The sequence below is a fragment of the Pseudomonas sp. NPDC087346 genome (assembly GCF_044744235.1).
Classification (GTDB): Bacteria; Pseudomonadota; Gammaproteobacteria; order Pseudomonadales; family Pseudomonadaceae; genus Aquipseudomonas.
This window is the reverse complement of record NZ_JBIUXX010000005.1, coordinates 160,841-181,063: the sequence shown is the minus strand read 5'-3', so window position 1 is coordinate 181,063 and position 20,223 is coordinate 160,841. Positions and strand designations below refer to the sequence as shown.

Genomic DNA, 20,223 nt, shown 5'->3' with positions numbered 1-20,223 from the left:
CGCTTGTGAAGAATTAAGATAGCCAACCGCCATCAGCTCACGGATCGATTTGCCATGCGCGCAGTTTCCAAATGACTCAACTGTGGATCAGCGTTGCCATCGGCGCCGGGATGCTTGCCGTGATCATTTGGCTGATCTGGCGGGTGCGCGGGCTGCAACAACAACTGACCGAGTACCGCGAGTTGCTCACCCGCGCCGTCGATGGCCAGAACATCCATCAGGACGGCGACGCCGAGCGCTTCAAACGTAGCCAGTATTTTGCCCGTATCGGCACCTGGGATTGGGAGGTCGATACTGATCGGCTGTATTGGTCGGACGCGATCTACGGCATGTTCGGTTTCAAGATCGGTGAGATTACGCCCTCCTACGCGCTGTTCTGCTCCTGCGTGCATCCAGATGACCGCGTCAGGGTGCGCGACGGTGAATTGCGTTGCCTGCAAACCGGTGAAAACCACGACGAGGAATACCGCGTGGTCTGGCCTGACGGCACCACTCACTGGCTACGGGAAACCGGCAATGTGGTGCGCAACGACCACGATGCGGTGATCAAAATGATGGGCGTGGTGCGCGACATTACCGAGGAGAAAGCTTCGGCCAGTTACCTCCAGCACCTTGCCCACTTCGACCCGCTCACCGGTTTACCCAATCGACTGGTGCTCGAAGAACGCTTGTCCGAAGCCCTGGAACTGGCACGACAGAACAACACCCGTGTGGCGCTGGTGTTTGTCGATCTCAACGGGTTCAAAGCCATCAACGATCATTACGGCCATGCCGCTGGTGACCGCGTGCTGATCACCACCGCCACGCGACTGAAACGGATTCTGCGCACTACCGACACTGTCGCACGCATCGGCGGCGACGAATTCGTGGTCATCCTGCAAGGCCTGGCTCCGGGCATCAACTTGCAGGACGAAGCGCGCAGCATCTGCCAGAAAATTTTTATCGAGTTATCGCCACCGATCAGCATCGGCAACGACCAGCGCCACATCGGCACCAGCCTTGGGGTCGCGGTGTTTCCGGACCATGCGCCGAGCATGGATCGTTTGATCCATATTGCCGATCTGGCGATGTATGAGGCGAAAAGGAGTGGGAATAATCAGTATCGGTTGGGTGGCGGGCAGACGTTGAGCCATAGCCGGGTGGAGTGAAATCAAACCTGAGGTTTGCCAATCACAACACCGTTAAAGGTATGCGTGCAGCATGTACAGGTCGGCGTCATGTCCTCGGCCTTCAACTCGGGATTGACGATTCGCAGACGTTTTTGTTCATCGATGTACAAGCCGCTGAAGCAACTCGACTCACCCACGCCGAAGACCTCCCGTCGCTCATGTTCATGCTGTGCAACCATCCAGAACACCGGTTCCGGCCGATCAAGGCGAGAAACTGCCTCACTGAAAATCTCATCCCAATTGCCTCCGACACGAGATAACAGGAAACGAAACAACGGCGTGTAATCGTAGCCGTGATGCTTGATTCCGTGCATCGAACCGCGCAACGCCTTGCTGTTGCTTTCAGCCTTGGTGTTGCGTTCATACCGATAGTGCCCACCCGGGTTGTTGCGCCAAACGTTGTGGGCGGTAGTGTTTTCCTTGCGATAAAGCGGTTTCTTTTCCAACTTGTTGCTCCTGACATCCAGTCACACGAAACGCCCCACGGGTTTTACCAGAACGGCGCTCGTTTTCAATCGACCGTCCGTGGTCAATTGTTACCGGACGGCCTAACGCTCAACCGGTTTGATATCGACAATCGTCCCGTTAGTAATCTTCACCAGCACGTATTTGTCATTCATCTGCACCCACTGCGACTGCGCATCCGGCTGCTTGAGGCCTTTCTGCTTCCAGTTGTTCAGGGCTTTTTCGTTGCGTTGGTAGACGTCCGGGGCGCGGTCGCCGACTTTCAGTTCGCGGTCGCCGGTGGGCGAATGTTCGACGGTGTCGGGTGAGGTTTGTGCCGCTTGAACGATGGGGCTGATCCCGGCGATGCCGGCGACGAGGGCCAGGCTGGCGATTAGGGTCTTGCTGTTCATCGGTGAACCTCCTGAGATGTGTGATACCTGAACTCCGACTGCGCGGGGTTGGAATCATTCCTTGTTTTTGCCTGGACTGGCTGAGGGATTGTAGTCGGCTGTCAGGCCGCCATCGCTGGCAGGCCAGCTCCCACAGGGTTCTGGGGCGCTTGCAGAATCAGTGTGTTCACCACAAAAAACTGTGGGAGCTGGCTTGCCAGCGATGGGGCCCGCACATACGACATGTTCAATCGCTGACAAACCATTGATCCGCTTTGCGCATCAATCCATGCCAACTATGCAATTAACATCCTGTTACACCTGCGCCACCATCCGCCCCAATAAAAACCGTGCGCCGCCTCCCCGTCGCGCACGTCATAAAAGCGGTGGAGTACTTTTCTATGACAGCCTCAATCCCACACGGCGGCTCGCGGGCCGGCGCTATTTTCCGGGTGACCTCGGGTAACTTCCTCGAACAGTTCGACTTCTTCCTGTTCGGCTTCTATGCCACGCAGATCGCGGCGGTGTTCTTTCCGGCGAGCAGTGAATTCGCCTCTCTGATGATGACCTTTGCGGTGTTCGGCGCAGGCTTTTTGATGCGTCCGCTGGGGGCTATCGTGCTCGGCGCGTACATCGATGACGTCGGTCGGCGCAAAGGTTTGATCGTCACATTGTCGATCATGGCCAGCGGCACGATCCTGATTGTGCTGGTGCCCGGATACGAAACCATCGGTCTGTTTGCTCCGGCGCTGGTGTTGCTCGGGCGGTTGCTGCAAGGCTTCTCGGCCGGTGCGGAACTGGGCGGTGTTTCGGTTTATCTGTCCGAGATCGCCACGCCGGGTCGCAAGGGCTTTTTCACTGCCTGGCAGTCGGCCAGTCAGCAAGTGGCGATCATCGTTGCCGCCGCGCTGGGTTACGCGCTGAACGCCTGGATGGCACCGGACATGATTGCCGCGTGGGGCTGGCGGATTCCGTTTTTCGTCGGTTGCATGATCGTGCCGTTCATCTTCTTGCTGCGACGCAATCTGGCGGAAACCGAAGAGTTCGCCGCCCGCAAACACCGTCCGAGCATGGGCGAAGTGTTCCGTACCCTCGGCCAGAACTGGGTGGTGGTGCTGGGCGGGATGTTGATGGTCGCGCTGACCACCACTGCGTTTTATCTGATCACCGTGTACGCGCCGACCTTCGGTAAAACCGTGCTGCAACTGAGCACTTCCGATGCGTTGCTGGTGACGTTGCTGGTCGGGGTTTCGAACTTCTTCTGGTTGCCGATTGGCGGGATGTTGTCCGATCGTATCGGTCGTCGTCCGCTGTTGATTGCCATGTCGCTGCTGGCCCTCGCGACGACTTATCCGGCGCTGTCGTATCTGGTGCAGGCTCCGAGTTTCAGTCACATGCTGCTGTCGCTGTTGTGGTTGTCGTTTATCTACGGCATGTACAACGGCGCGATGATTCCGGCGCTGACCGAAATCATGCCGGTCGAGGTGCGGGTTGCCGGTTTTTCCCTCGCTTACAGCCTGGCGACGGCAATCTTCGGCGGGTTCACGCCGGCGATGTCGACCTTCCTGATTCAGTACACCGGCGACAAAGCCGCGCCGGGGTACTGGATGAGTGTCGGCGCGCTCTGCGCGTTGTGCGCGACGCTGTATCTCTATCGCCGTGCGGGCGGTCGTCTGCAACCGGTTGCGGCATAAGGAGCGCTCACCATGAAAAAACTGATCAAGCTGAGCGCCCTCGCCCTTCTCGCTTTCAGCGTCCTGGCGCAAGCCGAAGAGGTGCGGGTGATGACCTCGGGCGGCTTCACTGCCGCCTATAAAATCCTCGGCCCGAAATTCGCGGCGGCCACCGGCAATACCCTCGACACCGCACTCGGCCCGTCGATGGGCAAGGCGCCGGAGGCAATTCCCAATCGACTCGCCCGTGGTGAGCACGCTGATGTGGTGATCATGGTCGGCTACGCCCTTGATGACCTGATCAAGCAAGGCAAGGTTGACCCGGCCTCACGCGTTGAACTGGCAGATTCGCGGATCGGCCTGGTGGTGCGCGAAGGCGCGCCGAAACCGGATATCAGCAACGTCGAAGCGCTGAAGCAAACCCTGCTCGACGCGCAATCGGTGGCCTACTCCGACAGCGCCAGCGGCGTGTACATCGAGCAGCAACTGTTCAAGACACTCGGCGTTGAAGATCAGCTGAAACCGAAGGCGAAAATGATCCCGAAAATCCCGGTCGGCTCGGTGGTTGCGACTGGCGATTATCAGTTGGGCTTCCAGCAGGTCAGTGAATTGCTGCCGGTGCCAGGGGTGAGTTTTGTCGGCAAGATTCCGGAATCGGTGCAGTCAGTGACGCGTTTTGCTGCCGGGATTCCGGTCGGCGCGCAACACCCGACCGAAGCCAAAGCCCTGCTCGAGTACCTCGCCGCACCCGCCGCGCAGGCTGATGTGCAAGCCACCGGGCTGGATTCGGTCAAGCGCTGACGATTGGCGGCTGTACCTTCATTTCCACCACCAGCCGCTCCAGTTCCAACGCTGCCGGGGTCAACGTGCGACCCCGGCGCTTGATGATGCCGACGCTGCGCATCACTTGCGGATCGGTCAGCGGTACCCGCGTCAGGATCGGATGATCCGGCCCCGGCATCGCCATCAGCGGCACTGCCGCCACGCCCAGTCCCGCCTCCACCAGACCGATCATCGTCGTCACATGCCGGGTTTCGCAGATGCTCTGGCGTTGCGGCACCACGCTGCTCAAGGCCTGATCGAGCAGAAAGCGATTGCCTGAAGTCTTGTCCAGCGAGATGTAATCCTGCTGATAAAACTCGTCCCAGCTCACGCTAGTGCGTCCAGCCAGCGGATGATCGCGGCGACAGGCAACGACGTAGCACTCCTGCACAAGCGATTCGAAATCAACTTTGGCATCCTGCGTACCCAAGAAACTCAAACCGAAATCCGCCTCGCCATTGACCACCGCGCTCAACACATCGTGGGCGCTGGAATCGAGAACCTTGACCTTGATCCGTGGGAATTGCTGGTGATAGCGAGCGACTACGCGCGGCATGAAGTAGTACGCGGCGGACGGCACGCAAGCGACCGTGACATGGCCGAGCCGGGTCGAGGCCACTTCGCTGATGCCCAGCAGGGCTACATCGAGATCGTCCAGCAGACGCTCGACGCTCGGCATGAAGCCGCGCCCGGCCTGGGTCAGGCTGACCTTGCGTGTGGTGCGTTCGAACAGTTTCACGCCGAGGGCGTCTTCGAGTTTTTCGATGCGCCGGCTCAGCGCCGGTTGCGACAGGCGCACGGTGTCGGCGGCCTTACGAAAACTGCCCTGCTCGACCACGGCCCGGAAGGCTTGCAGGTCGTTGAGGTCGAAGTTGATGGCCATGGCGGGACTCGGGATTGATTCGTTAAGGCTATAAATGTAACCAATTGATGCAACATATTACAGACTCGATGAAAATCCCTGTGGGAGTGAGCCTGCTCGCGATCGCGGTGAATCTGTCGACATCATTGTCGAATGTCACACCGCGATCGCGAGCAGGCTCACTCCTACAATGGATCTTCTGTGGATCTTGAATCGATTCAGCCCTTATCCTTGTCGCCCCCGCCGTACCGTTGTCAGGAGTTATCCCATGCCCCATGAAGGCAATTTGTTGCAAGCCGCCGTCGTGTTTCTGTTTGCCGCGGTGCTCACTGTGCCGCTGGCCAAACGTCTGCAACTGGGAGCGGTACTCGGTTATCTGTTTGCCGGGGTGATCATTGGCCCGTCAGTGTTGGGGCTAATCGGTAATCCGCAGAGTGTCAGCCACATCTCGGAACTGGGCGTGGTGTTGCTGCTGTTCATCATCGGTCTTGAGTTGTCGCCGCGACGTTTGTGGGTGATGCGCAAATCGGTATTTGGCGTAGGGCTGGCGCAGGTGCTGCTGACTGGCTCGGTTATTGGCGTGCTGGCGCTGTTTGCTTTCGGCCAGTCGCTCAATAGCGCCATCGTGCTTGGCCTTGGGCTGGCGCTGTCGTCCACCGCGTTCGGTCTGCAAAGTCTGGCGGAACGCAAGGAGCTGACAAGCCCCCATGGGCGGCTGGCGTTTGCGATTCTGCTGTTTCAGGACATCGCCGCGATCCCGCTGATCGCATTGGTGCCGATGCTCGCGGGCGGCGATCACACCACCAGCGCCGCCGAGGACTTGAACCACGGTTTACGCGTGCTCGGCAGCATCGCGGTAGTGGTGATCGGTGGGCGCTATCTGCTGCGCCCGGTGTTCCGCGTGGTAGCAAAAACCGGTCTGCCGGAAGTTTCCACCGCGACTGCATTGCTAGTGGTGATCGGCACTGCATGGTTGATGGATCAGGTAGGCGTGTCGATGGCGCTGGGGGCGTTTCTCGCTGGTCTGCTGCTGGCGGACTCGGAATACCGGCATGAACTGGAAGCGCAGATCGAACCGTTCAAAGGTCTGCTGCTCGGACTGTTTTTCATCAGCGTCGGCATGGGCGCCAACCTCAGTTTGCTGTTGAGTGCGCCAATCACCGTGCTCGGCCTGACGCTGCTGCTGATCGGCCTGAAATTGCCGCTGCTGTTTGTCGTCGGGCGTCTGGCCGGTGGTTTGAACAAGGTCAGTGCGATTCGCCTGGGGATCGTGCTTGCGGCGGGCGGTGAGTTTGCCTTTGTGGTGTTCAAGATCGGCCGAGATCAGGGCCTGTTCGAGCCGCGTCTGTACGACCTGCTGGTGCTGACCATCACCCTGTCGATGGCCGTCACGCCGTTGTTGCTGTTGATCTGCGCGCGACTGGTCAGCCCCAAGGTGCAGCCGGTGGAAGTGCCGGAGAAATTCCGCGAAATCGATACCGACGCTCCACGGGTGGTGATTGCCGGCATGGGCCGGATGGGCCAGATCGTCGCGCGGATTCTGCGCGCGCAGAACATCAAGTTCGTGGCCCTCGATACGTCGGTGGAGACCATTGAGTTGTCGCGCAGTTTCGGTGGGGTGCCGGTGTTCTACGGTGACCCGATGCGCCCGGAAATCCTCAGCGCAGCCAAGGTCGGCGACGCGGAATACTTTGTGATTGCTACCGACGATCCGGAAACCAATATCAAGACCGCCGAGATCGTGCGCAAGCTTTACCCGCACATGAAAATCATCGCCCGTGCGCGTAACCGTCAGCACGTTCACCGTTTGGTGGATGTCGGCGCCGAGGCGATTCGTGAGACCTATTATTCAAGTCTGGAAATGAGCCGGCGCACGTTGGTCGGCCTTGGTTTGACCCAGGCCCAGGCCGATGCGCGGATCAAGCGCTTCAAGCATCACGACGAACAGGTACTGGAGGCGCAGCACTCGATCTATGACGACGCGGCCAAAGTCTTGCAAACCGCCCAGGAAGCCCGGGCGGAACTGGCGCGGCTGTTTGAATCTGATCAACTGGAAGAAGAAGCGCGCAAGCCCTGAGAAATCAGGCGCAGCTCAAGTCGCCATCGCGGTGTATGCCCGCTCCCAGAGGGATCTGTAGTGTGCCGGAGTTGTGAGGTCAACATAGAAACCTGTGGGGGCCGGCTTGCCAGCGATGGGGCCAGAGAGATCAACTCAATGTTTACCTCAGCAACCGCAACGCCAGCGCCTTCGCCTGCAACGCCACATCGGTCACCGCCGTGCTCTCCCACCACATCCCGCGCAACGGCGGTCCCATGGCAAACAAACGGTCAGAAACCTGCCCGTCGGTACTCAGCACCGCGCCATCGACCGCCGCCGCAATCCCCAGCGCCAAAGGCCCCGACTGCACCAACCGGCGAGCCAGTAATTGCTGCGGCAACGGCCGCGCCACTCGACGCCAGTCGTATTCGATGCCGCTGGAGTTGATCAGCGCCGCTGCGCGCACCACGCGGGTTTCAGTTTCGCCGCGACGACGGATGCGGATACTCACCGCGCCCTCCCTGTCCGGCTCAAGCCCTTTGAACGACGCCGCATGAATCTGCAATCGCCCCTCACTATGCAAACGCGCAACCAGCGCCGCACTTAATGGTGGCGAACGATGGTGATGACTTTCCCACCACGGCCGCACGTGCCGTACGAATTGTCGACGCTGCACGTCAGTTGCCTGGCTCCATAAGCGACCGATATGCGCCCGAACCGTGTCGAGCGGTGCTTGCCAATCGATGTCCTGCGCGATGGCTTCAGCACATTGACGGCGCACCTCCCGCAACAACTGGCGCGGCGAACGGATGCCGTGATCCTCAGCGAGAAAGTCTACCCAGGCTGGTGGTTGCCGCCGCACATGCGGCAGCAGTCCGTGACGGGAAAAAATTTCAATTGGGCCACGGTGTCCGGCCTGCTCCAGCGACACCACGGCATCGACCATGGTCAGACCCGAGCCGATGATCAGCACCGTCGATTGCGGGCTGAGCTGACGCATGGCTGCGACGTCCCACGGATCGAGCGCGGCGGCATTGAGTCCGCTGGACTCTCTCTGCGGGGTGCGCGCAGCGGGGAACATTCCGGTGGCAATGACGGCATGCGCGCCTTGCAAACACTGGCCGTCGCTCAGAGTGAGATGCACCGAATCATCGGCGATTTGCAGGTCAACGACCTCGGCACGCAGGTGTTCAACCGTCGAGCCGTACTGCGCGCCCACGGCTCGCGCTTCGGCCAGCCGTTGCTGCACGTAGACACCAAACAGACCGCGCGGAGGGAATAACTCGCTGACCGGCACGTTCTGCTCAGCGGATTCCGGCCAGCCACCACCGGCAATATGTTCGGTCAACCATTGCGTCAGATCGTCGGCGTTGTCCGGATCGACGCTCATCCGCGCCGCATTTCCGTTCAGCGTATGGCCCAGTTCGACAGCACTATAAGCCTCGCCACGCCCCAGTTCCGCACGCGGTTCGATGATCAGGATCTGCCGCTGGCCGGGCTGACGCAGCAGTTGCACCGCGAGCATCGTGCCGCTGAGGCCGCCGCCGATAATCAGGATGTCCGCACTGCGCTTGTCGCTGGAGCTTTGATTCATTCAGATCACCACGTTACGGACGAATCGCGTCGCCACTTGCCCGTCATTGCGATAGCCGTGCGGCTGGTTGCTGGCGAACATGAAAAACTCACCCGCCGAAATCATGTTGGTCACATCGCCGACCGTCAACGTCAGGCAGCCTTCGAATACGTAAATCTGCTCGCTCCAGCCTTCGGCATCCGGCTGCGAGGGATAAACCTCTCCAGGTTGCAGGCACCACTCCCACTGTTCCACTTCTCGCGTCGCGGTGGCTTTGGACAGCAACACCGCTTTGCTGCCGGGAATCACGCCGGCCCAGGCCACTTCGTTGATACGGCTGGTGTCGCGAGCGTCGGGCGCCTGAATCAGATCACTGAATGCGACATCGAGTGCTTCAGCAACACGGTCGAGGGTGGTCAGGCTGACATTTTTCTCGCCCGCTTCAATCGCCACCAGCATCCGTCGACTGACTCCGGATTTTTCCGCCAGCGCAGTCTGGCTCATATCGGCGGCATGCCGCAGGCGTCGGACGTTCTGGCTGACGTGTTGCAGGACGGACGCCCGTTGGGTGGAATCTTTGTGCACTATATTGCTCACTTGGTGAGGTTGGGCAGTATACTGCGCAACGTTGGGCGCATTGTGCGGCCTCTCTTTTATAGTGCGCAAGGTCATGACGTCGGTGAACAGCCCCCAAACCCCGCTCCGCTTCTCCCGTTTCAGCAAGGCCGAGTGCGTGCTGGTGCTGATTACCATGGTCTGGGGCGGCACATTCCTGCTGGTGCAACACGCGATGACCGTCAGCGGCCCGATGTTCTTCGTTGGCCTGCGCTTTGCCGCAGCAGCGAGCATCGTCGCGCTGTTCTCCTGGCGCCACCTGCGTGACCTGACCCTGTTCGAACTCAAGGCTGGTGCGTTCATTGGTGTGGCGATCATGCTCGGCTATGGCTTGCAGACGGTTGGTTTGCAGACCATTCCGAGCAGCCAGTCGGCGTTTATCACCGCGCTGTACGTGCCGTTCGTGCCACTGCTGCAATGGATGGTGCTCGGCCGTCGCCCGGGGTTGATGCCAAGCATCGGCATCATGCTGGCGTTTACCGGGCTGATGCTGCTGTCGGGCCCTGCTGGTGCATCGCTGAATTTCAGTCCCGGTGAAATCGCCACGTTGATCAGCGCCATCGCGATTGCTGCCGAGATCATCCTGATCAGCACCTACGCAGGTCTGGTCGATGTGCGACGGGTGACGGTGGTGCAACTGGCGGTGACTTCGGTGCTGGCGTTTCTGATGGTGGTGCCGACCGGTGAGGCGATTCCGGACTTTTCCTGGTTGTTGCTGGCTTCCGCATTGGGCCTGGGCGCAGCGAGTGCGGCGATTCAAGTGGCGATGAATTGGGCGCAGAAAAGCGTTTCACCGACTCGTGCCACGTTGATCTATGCCGGGGAGCCGGTGTGGGCCGGGATCGTCGGGCGAATCGCCGGGGAGCGACTGCCGGCGATTGCCCTGCTGGGCGCCGGGTTGATTGTCGCGGCGGTGATTGTCAGTGAGCTGAAGACCAAGGGTAAGGCTGAAGTAGCTGCCGCCGAATTGGATCAGGAAGTTAATAGTTAACAGCAACTTTCGATAGTGCTCTTGCGTAAGCCTTCGCGGGCAAGCCCGCTCCCACAGTATTCGCGGTGCACCCGTATTTTGTGTACGACAAAGAAACCTGTGGGAGCGGGCTTGCCCGCGAAGAGGTCGGTACAGGCAATATCCCTTCCCCCGAAATAATGCCAAACAGAAAATTTGAGACTACTTTGTAGGATTCTGAGACATCCTGGCGTTTGGTGATCGGGGAGCTGGCACGTATGATGCTTCACAAACTTCCGCAGATTAGAAGCCTATGTCCCTGATAGTTCTACTGCTTCTGCCTTTTATCGGCAGCTGTCTGGCAGCCGTGCTGCCACACAACGCGCGTAATACCGAATCCCTGCTGGCGGGTCTGGTCGCTCTGATCGGTACCGTCCAGGTTGCGTTGTTGTACCCGCAAATCGCCCACGGCGGCGTGATCCGTGAAGAGTTCATGTGGCTGCCCAGCCTGGGCCTGAACTTCGTCCTGCGCATGGACGGCTTCGCCTGGCTGTTCTCGATGCTCGTCCTCGGCATCGGTACCCTTGTCGCTTTATATGCCCGCTATTACATGTCGCCGGACGACCCGGTGCCGCGCTTCTTCGCGTTTTTCCTGGCATTCATGGGCGCCATGCTCGGTCTGGTGATCTCGGGCAACCTGATCCAGATCGTGTTTTTCTGGGAGCTGACCAGCCTCTTCTCGTTCCTGTTGATCGGCTATTGGCATCACCGCGCCGACGCACGTCGTGGCGCCTACATGGCGCTGATGGTCACTGGCGCGGGCGGACTATGCCTGCTGGCGGGGGTGATGATTCTCGGCCATGTCGTCGGCAGCTATGACCTGGACAAGGTTCTGGCCGCCGGCGATCTGATTCGCGCACATGCCCTCTACCCTATTCTGCTTCCCCTCATTCTCATCGGCGCACTCAGCAAAAGCGCCCAGTTCCCCTTCCACTTCTGGCTGCCGCACGCAATGGCGGCGCCCACACCGGTTTCGGCCTATCTGCACTCGGCGACCATGGTCAAGGCCGGGGTGTTCCTGCTCGCACGCCTGTGGCCGTCGCTGTCCGGCAGTGAAGAATGGTTCTACATCGTCAGCGGCGCTGGCGCCTGCACCCTGTTGCTCGGCGCGTACTGCGCGATGTTCCAGAACGACCTCAAGGGTCTGCTGGCTTACTCGACCATCAGCCATCTCGGCCTGATCACGCTGCTGCTGGGCCTGAACAGTCCGTTGGCGGCAGTCGCGGCGGTGTTTCACATCCTCAACCACGCGACCTTCAAGGCCTCGCTGTTCATGGCAGCGGGCATCATCGACCACGAAAGCGGCACCCGCGACATCCGCAAACTCAGCGGTCTGATCAAACTGATTCCGTTCACCGCGACGCTGGCGATGGTTGCCAGTGCGTCGATGGCCGGGGTGCCGTTGCTCAACGGCTTCCTGTCGAAAGAGATGTTCTTCGCCGAGACCGTGTTCATCAACGCAACGGCGTGGGTCGAAGCGGCGCTGCCGATTGTCGCGACCATCGCCGGTACCTTCAGCGTCGCTTATTCGCTGCGGTTCACCGTCGACGTATTCTTCGGCCCGCCTGCCACCGACCTGCCGCACACCCCGCACGAACCACCGCGCTGGATGCGTGCGCCGGTAGAGTTGCTGGTGTTCACTTGCCTGCTGGTGGGGATTTTCCCGGCGCAAGTGGTCGGCCCGATATTGGCCGCTGCGGCAATGCCCGTGGTGGGGGGCGAGTTGCCGGAGTACAGCCTGGCGATCTGGCACGGTCTGAATGCGCCGATGATCATGAGCCTGATCGCCATGTCCGGTGGCATCGTCCTTTATCTGCTGCTGCGTAACCAGTTCAAGCATGGCCGTTTCAAATACCCGCCGCTGGTGGGACGCTTCAACGGCAAGCGTCTGTTCGAGCGCAGTCTGGTGGTGATGATGCGTCTGGCCCGCCGTGTCGAGCGACGGATCGGCACCAAGCGCCTGCAAGCGCAACTGTTCCTGATGGTTTTGGCGGCGGTGCTCGCCGGTTTGATCCCGATGTTGCACAGCAGTCTGAGTTGGGGCGACCGGCCGAAGATCCCCGGCTCCATCGTGTTCGTGACTCTGTGGCTGCTGGCGATCGCCTGCGCCCTCGGTGCCGCGTGGCAGGCCAAGTATCACCGTCTCGCGGCCCTGACCATGGTCAGCGTTTGCGGCTTGATGACCTGCGTGACCTTCGTCTGGTTCTCGGCGCCGGATCTGGCGCTGACGCAACTGGCGGTCGAAGTCGTGACCACCGTGCTGATCCTGCTCGGCCTGCGCTGGTTGCCGCGTCGGATCGAAGAAGTCTCGCCACTGCCAAGCAGTCTGCGCAAGGCGCGGGTCCGACGTCTGCGCGACTTGCTGCTGTCGATTGCAGTCGGTGGCGGCATGGCGTTGCTGTCCTACGCCATGCTCACCCGACAAACACCGAACGACATTTCCTCGTTCTACCTCAGCCGGGCCATGCCCGAGGGCGGCGGCAGCAACGTGGTCAACGTGATGCTGGTGGACTTCCGTGGTTTCGACACGTTGGGTGAAATCACCGTGCTGGTCGCCGTGGCGCTGACCGTGTTCGCCCTGCTACGACGCTTCCGTCCGCCGAAAGAAAGCCTGCAACTGCCGGCCCAGCAGCGTCTGCTGGCACCGGACGTGGTCACCGATCTGGTCAACCCGCGTTCGGCAACGGATACCGCGCTGGGCTTCATGATGGTACCGGCGGTGCTGGTGCGCCTGCTGCTGCCGATTGCGCTGGTGGTGTCGTTCTACCTGTTCATGCGCGGGCACAACCAGCCGGGTGGCGGTTTCGTCGCCGGTCTGGTGATGTCGGTGGCGTTCATCCTGCAATACATGGTCGCCGGCACTCAGTGGGTCGAAGCACAAATGAGCCTGCGGCCGCTGCGCTGGATGGGCACCGGACTGCTGTTCGCCACCGTCACCGGGCTCGGGGCGATGGCGGCCGGTTATCCGTTCCTCACCACCCACACCTGGCATTTCTCGTTGCCAGTGCTGGGTGACATCCATATCGCCAGCGCGCTGTTTTTCGACGTTGGCGTGTACGCAGTGGTGGTCGGCTCGACACTGTTGATCCTCACCGCCCTCGCCCACCAATCGGTGCGAGGCCACAAGACTGCATCCCTGCCCAAATCCGTCGCCAGCAAAGGAGCCGTCTGATGGAAGAAGTCATCGCAATCGCCATCGGCGCGCTCGCCGCGTCCGGCGTGTGGCTGATCCTGCGGCCACGGACATTTCAGGTGGTCATGGGCCTGTGCCTGCTGTCCTACGGCGTCAACCTGTTCATTTTCAGCATGGGCAGCCTGTTCATCGGCAAGGAGCCGGTGATCAAGGACGGCGTCACCCAGGATCTGCTGCATTACACCGATCCACTGCCGCAAGCGCTGGTACTGACCGCTATCGTCATCAGCTTCGCCATGACCGCGTTGTTTCTGGTGGTGCTGCTCGCGTCCCGGGGCCTGACCGGCACCGACCACGTTGACGGCCGGGAGCCTAAAGAATGATGGCGATGACTCACCTGATCGCCGCACCGATTCTGCTGCCGCTGCTGACCGCCGCCATCATGCTGATGCTCGGCGAGAAGCACCGGCCGCTGAAAGCCAGGATCAACCTGTTCTCCAGCCTGGTCGGCCTGTTCATTTCCGTGATGCTGTTGCAGTGGACTAATACCACCGGCGTGCCCGGCTCCATCGGCGTGTACCTGCCGGGCAACTGGCAGGCACCGTTCGGCATTGTGCTGGTGGTGGATCGCCTGTCGGCGTTGATGCTGGTGCTGACCGGAATCATCGGCGTCAGCGCGTTACTGTTTGCGATGGCGCGCTGGGATGGCGCCGGTTCGAGCTTCCACGCGTTGTTCCAGATTCAGTTGATGGGCCTGTACGGCGCGTTCCTGACGGCGGATCTGTTCAACCTGTTCGTGTTCTTCGAAGTGCTGCTCGCCGCTTCCTATGGCCTGTTGCTGCATGGTTCCGGTCGGGCGCGGGTATCGTCGGGGCTGCATTACATCTCGATCAACCTGCTGGCATCGTCGTTGTTTTTGATCGGCGCGGCGCTGATCTATGGCGTTACCGGCACCTTGAACATGGCCGATCTGGCGCTGAAGATTCCGCTGGTGCCGGAAGCCGACCGTGGCTTGCTGCACGCCGGCGCGGGGATTCTCGCGGTGGCGTTCCTGGCCAAGGCCGGCATGTGGCCGCTGAACTTCTGGCTGGTGCCGGCCTATTCCTCAGCCAGTGCGCCAGTGGCGGCGATGTTCGCGATCATGACCAAGGTCGGCGTCTACACCTTGCTGCGCCTGTGGACGCTGCTGTTTTCCGGACAGGCCGGAGCCTCGGCGTATTTCGGTGGCGAATGGCTTATCTACGGCGGCATGGCGACCATGGCCTGCGCCGCATTGGCGATTGTCGCCGCGCAGCGTCTTGAGCGTATGGCTGCCCTGAGCATTCTGGTGTCTGCGGGTATTCTGCTGTCGGCGGTCGGTTTCGCTCAGCCGAACCTGATTGGCGCGGCGCTGTTCTATCTGGTCAGCTCGACGTTGGCGCTGAGCGCGCTATTCCTGCTGTCGGAGCTGATCGAGCGTTCGCGTTCGGCCAACGAGATTCCGCTGGAGGATGAAAGCGAACTACTGCCGCGCCCGCAGGAATCGCTGCAACCGCCCAAAGGCATCAACCTCGACGACGAACAGAAAGCCGTGGTCGGTCAGGTGATTCCGTGGACCATGGCGTTCCTCGGCCTGAGCTTCATCGCCTGCGCCCTGCTGATCATCGGCATGCCGCCGCTCTCCGGGTTCATTGGCAAGCTCAACCTGATCAACGCATTGCTCAATCCACTGGGAATGGGCTCGGGTGAGCCAGTATCGAACGCTGCCTGGGCGTTGCTGGCGCTGCTGATCCTGTCGGGGCTGGCCTCGCTGATGGCTTTCGCGCGCATGGGCATCCAGCGCTTCTGGACGCCCGAGGAGCGCCCGTCGCCGCTGCTGCGTAAACTCGAATGCGCGCCGATCTTCCTGCTGCTCGGGCTCAGCATCGCGCTGACCTTCAAGGCCGAACCGCTAATGCGTTACACCCAAGCGGCGGCTGATGCACTGAACAATCCTCAGCAATACGTGATGGCGGTGCTCGGCACCCGCTCGGTGCCCAGTCCGGAAAGCAAAGCGGCCATGCTGGAGGTGCAACCATGAAGCGATTGTTTCCTGCTCCGTGGTTGTCACTGGCGCTGTGGATTCTGTGGCTGGTGCTGAACCTGTCGATCAGCCCGGGCAACCTGTTGCTCGGCGCAATATTGGGTTTCTGCGCACCACTGATGATGCGCAAGCTGCGTCCGAAACAAGTACGCGTGCGCCGGCCGTTGACGATCCTGCGGCTGTTCTTCCTCGTTGGTCGCGACGTGATCGCCTCCAACCTGATCGTGGCCTGGGGCGTGCTCAACGCCGGTCGTCGCCCACCGCGCTCGCGTTTTGTCAAAGTGCCGCTGGACCTGCGCGAAGCCCACGGCCTGGCGGCGCTGTCGATGATCTGCACGGTGGTGCCCGGTACTGTTTGGTCGGAACTGGCGCTGGATCGCAGCATTCTGTTGCTGCACGTTTGGGATCTGGATGACGAGGCGCAATTCATCGAGCACTTCAAGACGACTTATGAGCGACCGTTGATGGAGATTTTCGAATGAGCCCATTACTGTCGAACGCGATCCTGCTGACGCTGTTCCTGTTTTCGATGGCCATGGTGCTGACCCTGATCCGCCTATTCAAAGGGCCTTCGGCGCAGGATCGGGTACTGGCGCTGGACTATCTGTACATCGTCGCGATGCTGATGATGCTGACGCTGGGCATTCGTTATTCCAGCGACACTTACTTCGAGGCGGCGCTGTTGATCGCGCTGTTCGGCTTCGTCGGCTCGTTTGCCCTGGCGAAATTCCTGCTGCGTGGCGAGGTGATTGAATGAACGAACAACTGTCTCTGTGGGTGGAAATCCCGGTGGCGATTCTTCTGGTCCTCAGCGGCGTGTTTGCGCTGATCGGCGCAATCGGCATGTTGCGAATGAAGGATTACTTTCAGCGCATGCACCCACCAGCATTGGCCTCGACCATCGGCGCGTGGTGCGTGGCGTTGGCGTCGATCATCTGCTTTTCGGCGCTCAAGTCCGGGCCGGTGCTGCATGCGTGGCTGATTCCGATTCTGCTGGCGATCACGGTTCCGGTGACCACCCTGCTGCTGGCGCGGGCGGCATTGTTCCGCAAGCGCATGGCCGGGGATGATGTGCCGGCCGAGGTGAGTAGTCGTCGTACTGAAAGCGGTAACTGAAAATCCAGTTGTTCGAACTGCCGCTATCGCGAGCAGGCTCACTCCTACATTTGGAATGCGTTCCCCTGTAAGAGTGAGCCTGCTCGCGATAGCTATCTCCAGATCACCTTGCCCTCAAACCCACGCCACTGCCAATAACCCCGCCCCCAGCACCACACACAACGGCGAATACGCCCAGGTATCAAGCCGCGCAAACCGCGAGCCTTTGATCTCCTTGAAAAACCCCACCAGATTCGAATCGCCAATCGCCCGCGCAAACATCAACAACGCAATCGCACTGATCAGCCATTGCAGCGACCAGTGATGCACCGCCGGCAGCCACCACCCCACCCGCAGACACACCAGCAGCGCAATCACCAACAAAGCCGCCGCCACCACAAACGTGATCCAGCTACTGGGCTTGAACGCCGGTCGCAGCTTCAAACCTGCGCCATCCACCGGAATTTGCGGCACAACCGCTGCCGCCGCCCACTGCCCACCCAACGCCCAATACACATGTACCAGACTGATTGCCGCAAATATCGTCACCAGCCATTGAGCCAACGCAAAGGTCATGGTCGAGAATCCTTGAAAGGGATCTGAACAAAACATCCTAGTCGGCATTTTTTGAAGTGCACGACCGATCGGCGGTGGGTTAAAGTGCCGCCCCATGAAATTCAACCGTTCCGATCGCTCACTGCTGGCCTGGATGCTCTATTGCTGCGTCCTGTTCAACGTGTTCGCCTGCAGCATCGGTCACGGACAAATGGTCGGGATGCAGCTCAACGGCATCGGCGGTCAGTTCTGCGCGGTAGACCCTGCAACCCAGGCACCGCAAACCACCAGTCCATCCGAAGAAAAATTGCCGACCCTGGCCAAGGCCTTCGGCTGTCCGCTGTGCTCCACTGGCGGCATGGGCCCGGCGTTCAACTCCAGCTTGACGCTGGCGATCCTGCCGGAACAACACAGCCCGCCGCTGGCGCCGATCGTCAGTGCCGACCTCCCTGCCCGCTTCACCTGGCCGTCAGCCAACCCCCGCGCCCCACCGCTCGCCTGAGTGTCTTTGCCTTTTTCTGTTCAGCCCACTGCGCCAACGCGCCGCGTTTGTCTGTGCGCTGATTCCTAGACGAGCATTCAGGATTCATCGATGAAAAATCTTACTTTGCTGGCGAGCCTGTGCGGCTGCCTGTCCGTTAACGCCTGGGCACAATCGACTGTCGATCTGGCCCCGATCACCATTGATGGCGAGGCCGGCAACGAGCCGGGACTGAGCCTCGATCAATCGAGCGGCATGGCCTCACGCCTCGGCCTGAGCGTACGCGACACACCAGCATCGGTGGCCATCGCCAATCGCAATGACATCGAGCGTCGCGGCGCGCAAAACTTTCAGGACGCCGCCAATACCTTGCCCGGCGTCAACGCCAGTGCACCACCGGGTTTCGGCGGTTTTGTCTCCTATCGTGGTTTCACCAGCAGTCAAATCACCCAAATGTTCAACGGCATCAACGTCTCCGGCGGCCTCGCCCGTCCGGTGGATTCGTGGATCTACGATCGGGTGGAACTGGTCGGTGGCCCATCGTCGCTGATCAACGGCGCAGGCTCGGTGGGCGGTTCGCTGAACTACGTGACCAAACTGGCGACCCGTGACGAACAGGCGCTGGAGGGCCGAGTCAGCTACGGCACTTACGACACCACGGAAACCGCGTTTGGCCTCAATCACGCACTGACCGCGCCCGGCGCCGACGTGCAGCACTACGCCCGGCTGGACGTCAGCCACAACACAAGCAACGGCTACATCGACCGTCAGGAACGCGATGCGTGGAGCGTGGCGTTCTCGCTGCTCAGCGATTTGACGCCGAACCTGTCGCATACCCTGGCGCTGGAATATCAGGACGAGCACGAAGACAGTCCGTACTGGGGCACGCCGGTGCTCAATCCCAAGGCCGGCGAGTTGAAGATCGACAAGCACAACCGCTTCAACAACTACAACGTCGAGGACGGGCGCTACGAGCAGCGCACGATCTGGGTACGCTCGATCATCGACTACCGGATCAACGACAGCACCACCCTGCGCAACACGCTGTATCACCTCGACAGTCAGCGCGATTACCGCAATCTGGAAACCTATCAATACAACGCCGACAACAGCGCAGTGAACCGCTCCACGGCTTATCAGGTGCGCCATCAGGGTGAGCAGAACGGCAACCAGTTCGAACTGCGTCACGACAATACGCTGTTCGGCCTGGACACAACCTGGTCGGGCGGCTTTGAGTACAAGGTCAATCAGACCACCAACTCGCCGCTAAACGTCAAAGGTGCGAGCACGGTCGATCCAAACAACTATCGCCCGGGACACTTCTACGACATCCCCGGCACTAAACCGGGCTTTGTCAGCGACAAGACCAACGAGGTCACCACCAAAGCGTTGTTCGCCGAAAACCGTCTGGCGCTGACCGACAAACTCGCCTTGCTCACCGGCCTGCGCTATGACGATATCGATCTCGACGTGACCAACCATCGCACCGTGACCGCCAGCAATCCGCACCATCTCAAGCGCAGTTGGGAGCCGTTGACCGGCCGGGTTGGCATGACCTACCAGTTCATTCCTTCAGCCAACGTCTACGTGCAATACAGCACCGCCGCCGAACAGCCGAACGGCACGCAGGACTTCGATGTTTCGACCGGCAAACAATGGGAAATCGGCAGCAAGTTCGACTACCTGAACGGGCGCGGCTCGGCGACCGTTGCAGCGTACACCATCGAGCGCAAGGACTTCGCGGTCACCGATCCACTGGACCCGACCAGCAGCATCCCGGTGGGACAGCAAACGTCGAAAGGCATCGAGATTGCCAGCTCCTTGCGGATCACCGACAAGTTACTGGCCGAAGGTAACTTCGCCTGGGTCGATGCGCAGTACGACGAGTTCAACGAGAAGAATGCCGCTGGCGTGGTTGTATCGCGCAAGGGCAACACACCGACCAACGTCCCGGACCGCGTGGGCAACCTGTGGCTTACCTATGACTTTTCTTCGCAATGGCAAGGTGGCGTCGATGCCCGCTACGTGGCCTCGGTGTTTGCCGACAATGCCAACACCATGACGGTGCCGTCCTACACGCTGTTCGGCAGTTTCCTCAGCTACAAGGTCGACTCGCACACCACCGTCACCGGTCGAGTGCGCAACCTGACCAACGAGGTGTATGCCGAGTTTGCGCATGTGTCACCGGCGTACTACCTCGGTACGCCGCGCACCTTCGAATTGTCGGTACAAACCCGGTTCTAAAAGCACCGCGAGCAGGCTCACTCCTACAGGGGAACGCATTCCAATGTGGGAGTGAG

Annotated in this window: 19 protein-coding genes; 13 read left to right on the top strand and 6 right to left on the bottom strand. The window is 60.5% G+C overall.

All coding sequences use genetic code 11. From position 1 onward, the window contains the following. Positions 1-71: 71 nt before the first annotated feature. The gene (locus ACIOZM_RS05435; RefSeq protein WP_401210371.1) at positions 72-1,148 is read left to right on the top strand and encodes a diguanylate cyclase domain-containing protein; all 1,077 of its coding nucleotides are present in this window, start codon (positions 72-74) and stop codon (positions 1,146-1,148) included. A gap of 2 nt (positions 1,149-1,150) precedes the next feature. Here the strand turns inward: ACIOZM_RS05435 and ACIOZM_RS05430 are convergent, their stop codons facing one another. After that, a complete protein-coding gene (locus ACIOZM_RS05430; RefSeq protein ID WP_401210368.1) occupies positions 1,151-1,615 on the bottom strand; it encodes a hypothetical protein in 465 nt (154 codons plus the stop codon). Positions 1,616-1,717: 102 nt separating this feature from the next. Next, positions 1,718-2,026, bottom strand: coding sequence for an RcnB family protein (locus tag ACIOZM_RS05425; protein ID WP_401210366.1), 309 nt, complete (start codon positions 2,024-2,026; stop codon positions 1,718-1,720). A 380-nt stretch (positions 2,027-2,406) separates the two neighbouring features. On the opposite strand from ACIOZM_RS05425, the gene ACIOZM_RS05420 reads away from it, so the two are divergent. Beyond that, positions 2,407-3,699, top strand: a complete 1,293-nt coding sequence (locus ACIOZM_RS05420) for an MFS transporter (protein WP_401210363.1) — start codon at positions 2,407-2,409, stop codon at positions 3,697-3,699. A 12-nt stretch (positions 3,700-3,711) separates the two neighbouring features. Further along, positions 3,712-4,479 carry a substrate-binding domain-containing protein gene (locus ACIOZM_RS05415; RefSeq protein WP_401210360.1) on the top strand — a complete coding sequence of 256 codons (768 nt, stop codon included), beginning with the start codon at positions 3,712-3,714 and terminating at the stop codon, positions 4,477-4,479. Here ACIOZM_RS05415 and ACIOZM_RS05410 read toward each other — a convergent pair. Beyond that, on the bottom strand, positions 4,469-5,383 hold the full coding sequence (locus tag ACIOZM_RS05410; RefSeq protein WP_401210358.1) for a LysR family transcriptional regulator: 915 nt from the start codon (positions 5,381-5,383) through the stop codon (positions 4,469-4,471). The genes ACIOZM_RS05415 and ACIOZM_RS05410 overlap by 11 nt on opposite strands. Positions 5,384-5,630: 247 nt before the next feature. Here ACIOZM_RS05410 and ACIOZM_RS05405 point away from each other — a divergent pair, with 247 nt between their 5' ends. Then, positions 5,631-7,439 carry a monovalent cation:proton antiporter-2 (CPA2) family protein gene (locus ACIOZM_RS05405; protein WP_401210356.1) on the top strand — a complete coding sequence of 603 codons (1,809 nt, stop codon included), beginning with the start codon at positions 5,631-5,633 and terminating at the stop codon, positions 7,437-7,439. 142 nt (positions 7,440-7,581) lie between these two features. Here the strand turns inward: ACIOZM_RS05405 and ACIOZM_RS05400 are convergent, their stop codons facing one another. Together ACIOZM_RS05400 and ACIOZM_RS05395 are read right to left on the bottom strand one after the other, a co-directional pair. Continuing rightward, complete coding sequence (locus ACIOZM_RS05400) at positions 7,582-8,994, bottom strand: FAD/NAD(P)-binding protein (protein ID WP_401210354.1); 1,413 nt, start codon at positions 8,992-8,994, stop codon at positions 7,582-7,584. Beyond that, positions 8,995-9,558 (bottom strand): helix-turn-helix domain-containing protein, encoded by a 564-nt coding sequence (locus ACIOZM_RS05395; protein ID WP_401210352.1) that lies wholly within the window; start codon positions 9,556-9,558, stop codon positions 8,995-8,997. Positions 9,559-9,643: 85 nt separating this feature from the next. On the opposite strand from ACIOZM_RS05395, the gene ACIOZM_RS05390 reads away from it, so the two are divergent. The 7 genes from ACIOZM_RS05390 (at position 9,644) to ACIOZM_RS05360 (ending at position 16,908) form a co-directional block, all read left to right on the top strand. Continuing rightward, on the top strand, positions 9,644-10,579 hold the full coding sequence (locus ACIOZM_RS05390; RefSeq protein WP_401210350.1) for a DMT family transporter: 936 nt from the start codon (positions 9,644-9,646) through the stop codon (positions 10,577-10,579). A gap of 271 nt (positions 10,580-10,850) precedes the next feature. Then, positions 10,851-13,769 (top strand): monovalent cation/H+ antiporter subunit A, encoded by a 2,919-nt coding sequence (locus tag ACIOZM_RS05385; protein ID WP_401210348.1) that lies wholly within the window; start codon positions 10,851-10,853, stop codon positions 13,767-13,769. Next, on the top strand, positions 13,769-14,113 hold the full coding sequence (locus ACIOZM_RS05380; RefSeq protein WP_339450172.1) for a Na+/H+ antiporter subunit C: 345 nt from the start codon (positions 13,769-13,771) through the stop codon (positions 14,111-14,113). Before ACIOZM_RS05385 ends, ACIOZM_RS05380 begins: the two co-directional genes overlap by 1 nt. Next, positions 14,110-15,789: a monovalent cation/H+ antiporter subunit D gene (locus ACIOZM_RS05375; protein ID WP_401210345.1), complete on the top strand. Its 1,680-nt coding sequence runs from the start codon at positions 14,110-14,112 to the stop codon at positions 15,787-15,789. Before ACIOZM_RS05380 ends, ACIOZM_RS05375 begins: the two co-directional genes overlap by 4 nt. After that, complete coding sequence (locus ACIOZM_RS05370) at positions 15,786-16,274, top strand: Na+/H+ antiporter subunit E (RefSeq protein WP_401210343.1); 489 nt, start codon at positions 15,786-15,788, stop codon at positions 16,272-16,274. The genes ACIOZM_RS05375 and ACIOZM_RS05370 overlap by 4 nt, the downstream gene beginning before the upstream one ends. Then, positions 16,271-16,549 (top strand): K+/H+ antiporter subunit F, encoded by a 279-nt coding sequence (locus ACIOZM_RS05365; protein WP_401210340.1) that lies wholly within the window; start codon positions 16,271-16,273, stop codon positions 16,547-16,549. Before ACIOZM_RS05370 ends, ACIOZM_RS05365 begins: the two co-directional genes overlap by 4 nt. After that, the gene (locus ACIOZM_RS05360; RefSeq protein WP_401210337.1) at positions 16,546-16,908 is read left to right on the top strand and encodes a Na+/H+ antiporter subunit G; all 363 of its coding nucleotides are present in this window, start codon (positions 16,546-16,548) and stop codon (positions 16,906-16,908) included. The genes ACIOZM_RS05365 and ACIOZM_RS05360 overlap by 4 nt, the downstream gene beginning before the upstream one ends. 114 nt (positions 16,909-17,022) lie before the next feature. Here the strand turns inward: ACIOZM_RS05360 and ACIOZM_RS05355 are convergent, their stop codons facing one another. Continuing rightward, complete coding sequence (locus ACIOZM_RS05355) at positions 17,023-17,463, bottom strand: DUF3995 domain-containing protein (RefSeq protein WP_401210334.1); 441 nt, start codon at positions 17,461-17,463, stop codon at positions 17,023-17,025. Between the two features lie 94 nt (positions 17,464-17,557). Between ACIOZM_RS05355 and ACIOZM_RS05350 the strand changes: the two genes are divergently transcribed. Both ACIOZM_RS05350 and ACIOZM_RS05345 read left to right on the top strand, forming a co-directional pair. Further along, the gene (locus ACIOZM_RS05350; protein ID WP_401210331.1) at positions 17,558-17,944 is read left to right on the top strand and encodes a DUF2946 domain-containing protein; all 387 of its coding nucleotides are present in this window, start codon (positions 17,558-17,560) and stop codon (positions 17,942-17,944) included. 90 nt (positions 17,945-18,034) lie between these two features. Next, on the top strand, positions 18,035-20,167 hold the full coding sequence (locus tag ACIOZM_RS05345) for a TonB-dependent receptor (protein WP_401210328.1): 2,133 nt from the start codon (positions 18,035-18,037) through the stop codon (positions 20,165-20,167). Positions 20,168-20,223: the final 56 nt, after the last annotated feature.